The organism is Guptibacillus hwajinpoensis (genome assembly GCF_020171785.1).
Classification (GTDB): Bacteria; Bacillota; Bacilli; order Bacillales; family Guptibacillaceae; genus Guptibacillus; species Guptibacillus sedimenti.
Genome location: NZ_JAIVAE010000034.1, coordinates 1 through 554, shown reverse-complemented (window position 1 = coordinate 554; position 554 = coordinate 1). Strand labels below are relative to the sequence as shown.

The 554-nt window shown below is 49.1% G+C and carries 1 rRNA gene; it reads left to right on the top strand.

Annotated elements, in window-relative coordinates:
• Window positions 1-106 precede the first annotated feature (106 nt).
• Window positions 107-554: ribosomal RNA gene (locus LCL91_RS21890) — 23S ribosomal RNA — on the top strand; the annotation flags it as partial.

Genomic DNA, 554 nt, shown 5'->3' with positions numbered 1-554 from the left:
TTGTTCCTTGAAAACTAGATAGCATAAACAACGACATCCAATAATTATTTTTATGCAAGAACTTAGTAATAACTGATGCGTGATGGCTTACGCCACACAAATCGAAGGTTAAGCTACTAAGGGCGCACGGTGGATGCCTTGGCACTAGAAGCCTAAGAAGGACGGGACGAACACCGATATGCTTCGGGGAGCTGTAAGTACGCTTTGATCCGGAGATTTCCGAATGGGGGAACCCACCATCTTTAATAGGATGGTATCCATTTCTGAATACATAGGGAATGGAAGGCAGACCCGGGGAACTGAAACATCTCATTACCCGGAGGAAGAGAAAGCAAATGCGATTTCCTGAGTAGCGGCGAGCGAAACGGAATCAGCCCAAACCAGAGGGCTTGCCCTCTGGGGTTGTAGGACGTCTCTTTGGAGTTACAAAGGCACGGATAGACGAAGCGACCTGGAAAGGTCCATCAGAGAAGGTAACAATCCTGTAGTCAAAATCCGCTGCCCTCCGAGACGGATCCTGAGTACGGCGGGACACGTGAAACCCCGTCGGAATC